7 protein-coding genes are annotated in these 7,709 nt (G+C 60.2%); 3 read left to right on the top strand and 4 right to left on the bottom strand.

Annotated elements, in window-relative coordinates; all coding sequences use genetic code 11:
* From nhaC to A3754_RS08605, 4 genes are all read right to left on the bottom strand, one after another.
* Positions 1-1,448: Na+/H+ antiporter NhaC (nhaC, locus tag A3754_RS08620; RefSeq protein ID WP_063519337.1), on the bottom strand; the 1,448-nt coding region annotated here is incomplete at its 3' end.
* A gap of 196 nt (positions 1,449-1,644) precedes the next feature.
* A complete protein-coding gene (locus tag A3754_RS08615) occupies positions 1,645-2,127 on the bottom strand; it encodes a GNAT family N-acetyltransferase (protein ID WP_063519336.1) in 483 nt (160 codons plus the stop codon).
* Entirely contained in the window at positions 2,124-2,972 is an 849-nt protein-coding gene (locus A3754_RS08610) for a 23S rRNA (adenine(2030)-N(6))-methyltransferase RlmJ (protein ID WP_063519335.1), read from the bottom strand. The genes A3754_RS08615 and A3754_RS08610 overlap by 4 nt, the downstream gene beginning before the upstream one ends.
* A gap of 112 nt (positions 2,973-3,084) precedes the next feature.
* On the bottom strand, positions 3,085-4,590 hold the full coding sequence (locus tag A3754_RS08605) for a carboxypeptidase-like regulatory domain-containing protein (protein ID WP_197468577.1): 1,506 nt from the start codon (positions 4,588-4,590) through the stop codon (positions 3,085-3,087).
* A gap of 269 nt (positions 4,591-4,859) precedes the next feature.
* Here A3754_RS08605 and dapF point away from each other — a divergent pair, with 269 nt between their 5' ends.
* The 3 genes from dapF to xerC all read left to right on the top strand — a co-directional run bounded on the left by dapF (position 4,860) and on the right by xerC (position 7,447).
* A complete protein-coding gene (gene dapF / locus A3754_RS08600) occupies positions 4,860-5,708 on the top strand; it encodes a diaminopimelate epimerase (protein WP_063519333.1) in 849 nt (282 codons plus the stop codon).
* 66 nt (positions 5,709-5,774) lie between these two features.
* A complete protein-coding gene (locus tag A3754_RS08595; protein WP_063519332.1) occupies positions 5,775-6,500 on the top strand; it encodes a DUF484 family protein in 726 nt (241 codons plus the stop codon).
* A 2-nt stretch (positions 6,501-6,502) separates the two neighbouring features.
* Complete coding sequence (gene xerC / locus A3754_RS08590; protein WP_304439467.1) at positions 6,503-7,447, top strand: tyrosine recombinase XerC; 945 nt, start codon at positions 6,503-6,505, stop codon at positions 7,445-7,447.
* The last annotated feature ends 262 nt before the right edge of the window (positions 7,448-7,709 follow it).

Below are 7,709 nucleotides of genomic sequence, written 5' to 3'. Positions count from 1 at the left end.
TGCGGCGGGGTCAACCGCAGTACCTTGATGCCCAGCCAGGCATAGGCTAGCGCCAGCACCGGGTTGATCAGGTTGAAGAACGCATAGAAAAGGTAATCGGTCACCGGCACCAGCAGCACCGACTGCATGTAGGCTCCACAGGTATTCCAGGGGATCAGCGGGCTGGTGATGGTGCCGCCATCTTCCAGCGCACGGGACAGGTTTACCGGGGCCAGCCCTTTTTTCTCATAGGCTTCGCGGAACATGCGCCCGGGCATGATGATGGAGATGTACTGATCGGCGGTAAGGATATTGCTGCCAAAGCAGGTCGCCAGGGTCGCGGTGATCAACCCGGCAGCGCCCTTGACCATCCCCAGCAGCCCCTCGATCAAACGCGCCAGTAGCCCGGCTTTTTCCATGACTGCGCCAAACGTCATGGCGCACATGATCAGCCAGACCGTGTTCATCATGGAAGCCATGCCACCGCCTGAGAGCAGGTCATTGAGAGCCGCATCGCCGGCATCCACTGTAACCCCGGCAAAGAAAGTCTGCCAGATCACCTGCAGGGTCAGCGTCCAGTCCGGGTTGGCTACCCCTGCCTGCACGGCGATGGCCTCCTGCTGAAACAGCAACGCCCAGACACCACCCACCAGCGCGCCAATGAAAATGGCAGGCAGCGCCGGCATGCGCTTGAGCGCCATAAACAACAACAGCCCCAGCGGCAGCAAGTGAATGAGGGAAACATGGAATTGGCTTTCCAGCCCTGCCAGCAGGGGCGCAATACGATCCACACCGGTGTCGGGAATGTCCGTATGCATCCCCATCACCAGAAAGATCAGCAGAGCGATGACAATGGACGGCACCGTGGTCCACAGCATCAGGCGAATGTGCTCGAACAGTTCGGAACCGGCCACCGCCGGCGCCAGGTTGGTGGTTTCGGACAGGGGCGAGATCTTGTCACCGAAATAGGCCCCGGACACCACTGCCCCGGCGGCCACCGGCAGGGACAGCCCCAGCCCGCTGGCCACGCCGATGAGCGCCACGCCCACGGTGGCCGCCACAGTCCAGCTGGAACCGATACTCAGGGCAATAATCGCGCAGATCAGGCAGGCCGCCGCGTAGAACAGCGACGGGTTCATCAGCTCCAGGCCAAAATAGATCAGCGACGGGACAATGCCCGCCAGCCGCCAGGTGCCAATCAGCGCGCCGACCATCAGCAGAATCAGGATGGCACCCAGCGCCACCGAGATTCCCTGTACCATGGCGGTTTCGATTTCCCGCCAGGTCAGACCGTTCTTGAACGCGATCAATGAGGCCAGGCCGGCGCAGAACAACAGGGCAATCTGGTTAGGCCCGGAAGACGCGCTGTCACCATACAGGTACACCGCCGCCGCCAGCAGGCCCACCAACACGACAATCGGCAGCAAGGCATCAAACAGGGAGGGACGGCGGTGTCGGGATTCAGTCATGGCGGCAACAGTGGGCGACAGAACGTTCGGTTATACGTGAGCAAGCGCAAGTAAGCACTTACCGCCTGTACAGAAAGCGGCGCAGTCTACCAGTGCAGCGACAGACCGGCATCACCGGTCGTCGGAGTTTCACTCGGCAAACGGCAACCGAAAACGGCCACACGACAGGCGCAGCTGGCACCAACAAGACAGCGCGTCAGGCGCTATTCGCCAGTGCCTTCAGGGCATCGCCTTCCAGACGGTAGCGCACCCACTCTGACTGGGGGCGTGCGCCCAGGCCTTCATAGAAATCGATGGCGGGCGTATTCCAGTCCAGTACGCTCCACTCGAAACGCCCGCAATCACGCTCCACGGCCAAAGCCGCCAGCCGGGCCAGCAGGGCTTTGCCGATGCCCGCCCCTCGCTGTTCCGGCTCCACGAACAGGTCTTCCAGATACAGGCCGTTGCGGCCTTGCCAGGTAGAGTAATTGAAGAAGTAGATGGCCAGCCCAACGATCAGGCCATCCTGCTCGGCCACCATGGCATGGGCCGTTGCTCCTTCACCAAACAGGGTAGCAGCCAGCTGCTGTGCATCGGCCTTCACCTGATCCTCGGCTTTTTCGTAGCGCGCCAGATCACGGATAAGGCGCAACAAGTCCGCCACATCCCCACGCCGGGCGTCTCGCAGAACAACGGTCATTCCGGCGTTTCACCGGTCAGCTGCTTTACCAGGGTATGACCATTGGCATCGCAGAGCGCATCTTTCAATAACGGCATGGCCTGAGCCATGTGCTGGGCCAGCGTGTAAGGCGGGTTAATGATCAACATGCCCGTACCGGTCATGCCGCGGCCGGAAGCATCCGGGCGCACGCAGCATTCCACCCGCAACAGATTGGGAATCCCCGCTTTCACAAAACGGCGAATAAAGCTTTCCGTGCGGTTGCGGTCCAGCACCGGGTACCAGATGGCATAGGTGGCGGTGGCAAATTTCTCCATGGCCATTTGCACCGCAGGCAGCACGCCGTTGTAATCCGCTTCCATCTCGTAGGACGGATCAATCAGTACCAGACCGCGCCGATGCTGGGGCGGCAGCAATGCCTTGAGCCCCTGCCAGGCATCTTCCTTGAGCACCTGCACCCGCTTGTCGTCAGCGAACTCACGCTTGAGCAGGGCAAAGTCAGTGGTGTGCAGCTCCGTGCACTGCAGCACATCCTGCTCACGCAGCAGGCGGGCGCTGATCAGCGGCGAACCGGGATAGTCCGTCAGCCGCCCCACCGGGTTCAGCTTTTCCACCAGCGACACATACTGGTCAATCACCCCCACCCCGGTGCGCTTGCCAAACAACCTGGCAATCCCTTCCTGGTACTCACCGGTCTTCTGCATGTGCTCACTGGCGATGGCATAGCTGCCTGCACCGGCGTGGGTGTCGTGCACCGTGAAGGGTTTGTCCTTCTTCTTCAGGTATTCAATGATTGCCATCTGCACGATGTGCTTGAGGACATCGGCGAAATTGCCGGCGTGGTAGCTGTGGCGGTAGGACAACATGACATACATCCAGAATGAGCTGAAAGCGGCAGTGTAGGACAACCAGCCCTTATGGCAATAAAAAACCGCCCCGAGGGGCGGTTTACATTCCTGGCTTCTTGGCGGGGATCCTCTATCTGGACACTCTTTTGCCTGTGCCAGCCAAGCCTGATTTGGCCATGGGCTCCATGCCACCCACCTCGTCTTCGCCATCGCCTTCATACAACGGGAAAGAACCTTCCGTACGAGAGATGACCACATCGTCAAGTACCCAGCCACGGAAACCGTTATAAAGCTCATCTTCCGTAGAGAAGACAAAACGCAGCACAACGTCCGATTCACCTGCGTAAGCATCCAGAGAAATGGGCTCCTGCTGTGCATTGACGGGCGGAGCATTAAAACCCGCATTGGAATAGGGGATTGCATCCCGCTCCAGTGAGGACTCAGGATCGGCCAACGGATTGAGCCGTGCCAGATTCTCAAAACTGCTGCCGCCATCAGTTGAGACCTGGACCATCATCAGGTCGAAACCGTTTTCATTCGGATTCACCGACTCGATTTCCCACCAGGCCCTGAAGCTCAAAGCAAGCGGCACGGATTCTTCAGAGAGATCAATGGAAGGCGAGACCAGCCCTCCCTGATGCTCAGATACGGACAGCCCGCCATCATCATTTACACTGCCATCCTGATCTCGTTCACCAATGAAGTTGCCTTGTGTCACATCCCCATACCAGTAAGACACCTGCCCCTGCAGCGCCTGAGGCAAGGCCCCCGCCGACAGATCTCCGGGGGCAAGCTTCACATAGCTGCCTACCAGATTATTGCTGATTCCATGCCCCGCGTTGAGGTACTGCCAGCGAGTTTCCGCAAGGCCTCCCTCCTTCTGCCACAGGTCACGAGTTGCAGAATCCGCTTCAAATGTCTCCCGCCAGAGCACGCTCCCCTGATCCTGCTCCGCTTTCTCCAGCTTGATGTTCACGCCTGCCAGGCTGCCGCTATTGACCTCGATAGCCTGGGAAGAGGTTTGATACCCCGGCGCGACTGCCCGGAGGGTCGACGTGGCCAGGGTTTCAGCCAGATCCTTGCTCACATTAAAACTCAGAGAGTACTCACCTTCAGCGTTGGTCGTGGTAACCGCATAGGCCCCATTGGTAGCAGTACCAGCCCCAAGCGATACCTGTGCCCCCTCAATGGGCCCCTTATCGTCATAAACCATGCCTGACAACGAACCGACGATTGAATCTACCTCCGTGCAGCTGGACAAATCACAACTGATCGGCATGGTGATGGAAAACAGCACGACAGCATTACCCGCCGCGATCTGAACAATGTGATAAACCTGAACGCTATTGTGTGTCAGCTGGACAAAGTAAATCCCCGGCACAATTTCACTGATATCCAGCTCACCCTTTTCATCCAGAAACAGTCCAGCCACTGCGCTGAAATCAGGAAACGTGGATGCTGAAGGAAATGTCAGCCCCGCCGATCCGGCGCTCTTGGCCATCTTGGCTTTCTTGGCCTCGGCTTCCGAAACCAGCTTGATTTCGGCATTCGCCAGAGGCTGGTTATTGGCGTCCACAAACGCCAGCTTTGCCACGTTCCCCGGAGCGGGATCATATGCCCCGCCACCGCCACCCAAACTATTCCCGGCCCCATCACTACCACCGCCACCACCACAGGCAGCCACCATGGCCACCACTGACATGATCAGCAGTCGACTCACCCAGATTCGCATAATTCTCTCCATAGAATAGAAACAGACCCTCTTGCGAGCTGGATTGTAGAGCAGCCCTGGGGAAGTGGCAGGCAAGCATTTTCCCTGTATGCCTGTAATCTTTTGCCTACACGAGACTGACGCTATGGTTTCCAGGCAGTACAATGGCCTTTTAGTCGCACCGGATATTCCGCATGAACCTGCGCTTTACAAAAATGCACGGCCTGGGCAACGATTTCATGGTGATCGACGGCATTCGCCAGACCTTGCCGGAAACCGGCCTGCCGATGCCGGCGGATGAAATCCGGCGCCTGGGCGACCGCCACTTTGGCGTGGGCTTCGATCAGATGTTGATCGTACAGCCCGCCCGTTCCGCTGACGCCGATTTCCGCTACCGCATCCTCAATGCCGACGCCTCCGAAGTGAGCCAGTGCGGCAACGGGGCCCGCTGCTTTGCCCGGTTTGTGCGCGAACAGGGGCTCACGGACAAGCGTGAAATACAGGTGGAAACCGCCGCCGGCCAGATGACCCTCACCGTCACCGATGATGAGCAGGTCACCGTAGACATGGGCGCACCTCGCTGGGCGCTGGACGCCATTCCCATGACCGCCAAAAGTGAAGCGGACAGCTACTTCCTGGTGTCCGGCACACAGGCCTGGGAAGTGGGCGCCGTGGGCCTGGGCAACCCCCACTGCACCTTATTGGTAGAAAACGTGGATACCGCGCCAGTGGAGAGCGCCGGCCCGCTGCTGGAAAGCCATGAGCAATTCCCCGAGCGGGTGAACGTGGGCTTTATGCAGATCGTCAGCCGCAACGAAATCCGCCTGCGCGTCTACGAACGGGGTGCCGGCGAAACCCTGGCCTGCGGATCCGGCGCCTGCGCCGCTGTGGTCATTGGCCAACGTCGGGGCTGGCTGGATGCCGCCGTCACCGTGCACCTGCCGGGCGGTACGCTGCAAGTCTGCTACGATGGCCAGGGCGGCATCCAGATGACAGGCCCCGCCAGCCATGTCTATGATGGCGCTATTGAAATCACTCTTTAGCAGGCGATTACGAACATCGGCGATGTCAGTGCCGACTGACCCGAATGATGACAAAGGACAGGATTGATGACGGATCAGACTCCAGCCAGCGCCGACCAGGTCGCCGCCTACCTGCGTGAACATGCCGATTTCTTTCAGCATCGCCCGGAACTGCTGGAACTGTTACGTCTGCCCGATTCCAAAGGCGAGGCGGTATCGCTGCTGGAGCGCCAAGCGTCGATTCTGCGCGAGCGCAACACCGAGCTGCGCGACCGGCTCAACGGCCTGCTGGATGTGGCCCGGGAAAATGATCACCTGTTCGACAAGACCCGCCGCCTGACCCTGTCGCTGCTGGAAGCCCGCGGCGCCGAAAAACTGTTCCGCAATCTCCTCACCAGCCTGAGCACAGACTTCCACTGCGACCAGGTGGCGCTGATGCTGTACGACCGGGAAGTGCCTATTCTTGGCGACCTGCGCAACCAGATCCGTTGCGTGGACAGCGACGCCCTGCCCAGCGCCCTGAATCACCTGCTGCGCAGCGGCAAGGCGGTGTGCGGCGCCATGCGCACGGAAGAAATGGAAGCGCTGTTCCAGGACAACGCCACCGACATTCGCTCCGCCGCCATGGTGCCGCTGGAATACCAGGGTCGCCTGGGCCTGCTGGCCATCGGCAGCAAAAGCGCCATGCACTTCCGCAGCTCCCTGGGCACCCTGTTCATTACCCATATTGGCCAGGTGCTGAGCCGCCGCCTGCATGAGGTAGTGCGTCAATATCCCCACCAAAACAAGACCAAGCTGACAGTGGACAGCTGACAGTGGACAGCGAAAGCAAAAACCTCTCCCAAGCCGCCAACTGCCAACCGTCCACTATCAACGCTTTCCTGACCCATCTGGCCAGCGAGCGCCGCCTTTCCCCGCACACCGTGAGCAGCTATCAGCGGGACCTGATCGAAGCCCGAAAAGTGCTGGGCACCCAGCCCTGGGATGCCCTCACCGTGCACGACATTCGCAGTCTGGCCGCCTCACTGCACCGCAAGGGCAAAAGCGGCAAGACCATCCAGCGCATGCTCTCCACACTGCGCACGTTTTTCCGCTACCTGATGCGCGAAGGGCTGGCCCGTGATAACCCGGCCATGGATATCCGCGCCCCGAAAAGCGGCAAACGCCTGCCCAAGGCGCTGGACGCGGATCAGGTCAGCCACCTGCTGGATGCCGGCACCCACAGCAGCGAACCGCTGGCCCTGCGCGATCAGGCCATGATGGAGCTGCTCTACGCCTGCGGCCTGCGGCTGGCAGAGCTGCTAAGCCTGAATCTGGACAGCATCGACCTGCGCGACGGCCAGCTACTGGTCACCGGTAAAGGCAACAAGACCCGCCAGTTACCGGTGGGCAAACCCGCCCTCACCGCCGTACGCCGCTGGCTGAAAGTCCGCCCCCTGCTGATCAAAAGCAGCGAGCAGAGCGCCCTGTTTATTAGCAAGAACGGCCGTCGCCTGTCGCCTTCCAGCGTGCAGCAACGGCTCAAGCGGCACGCCCTGGAGCGCGGTCTCGACGACCATCTGCACCCGCACAAATTACGCCACTCCTTCGCTACCCACCTGCTGGAATCCTCCGGCGACCTGCGTGCGGTGCAGGAACTGCTCGGCCACGCCGATCTGGCCACTACCCAGGTCTACACCCATCTGGACTTCCAGCATCTGGCCCAGGTCTACGATGGCGCCCACCCAAGGGCCCAGCGCCGCAAGGACGAAGACGAGTAATCCTTGGCGCCTGACGCAGGACGCCCAATGCCCAATGCCCGACGCGAATAAAGCGGTGTGCTGCCATTAACGGTTTTACGATAAACTACCGTCCATGAGCACACTCAAGCTGATTACCTTCGATCTGGATAACACGCTGTGGCCCGTGGATGAAGTGATCCGCAAGGCCGAGAAAGCCTGTAGTGACTGGATCGCTGAGCGCCATCCGGATGCCGCCCGCGCCCTCGACGCGGAGCGGGTCCGCATGGTGCGTACCGCCCTG

This window comes from Alcanivorax sp. HI0083 (assembly GCF_001635175.1).
The sequence above is the reverse complement of the archived record's forward strand: the minus strand, read 5'-3'. Positions and strand labels throughout refer to the sequence as shown.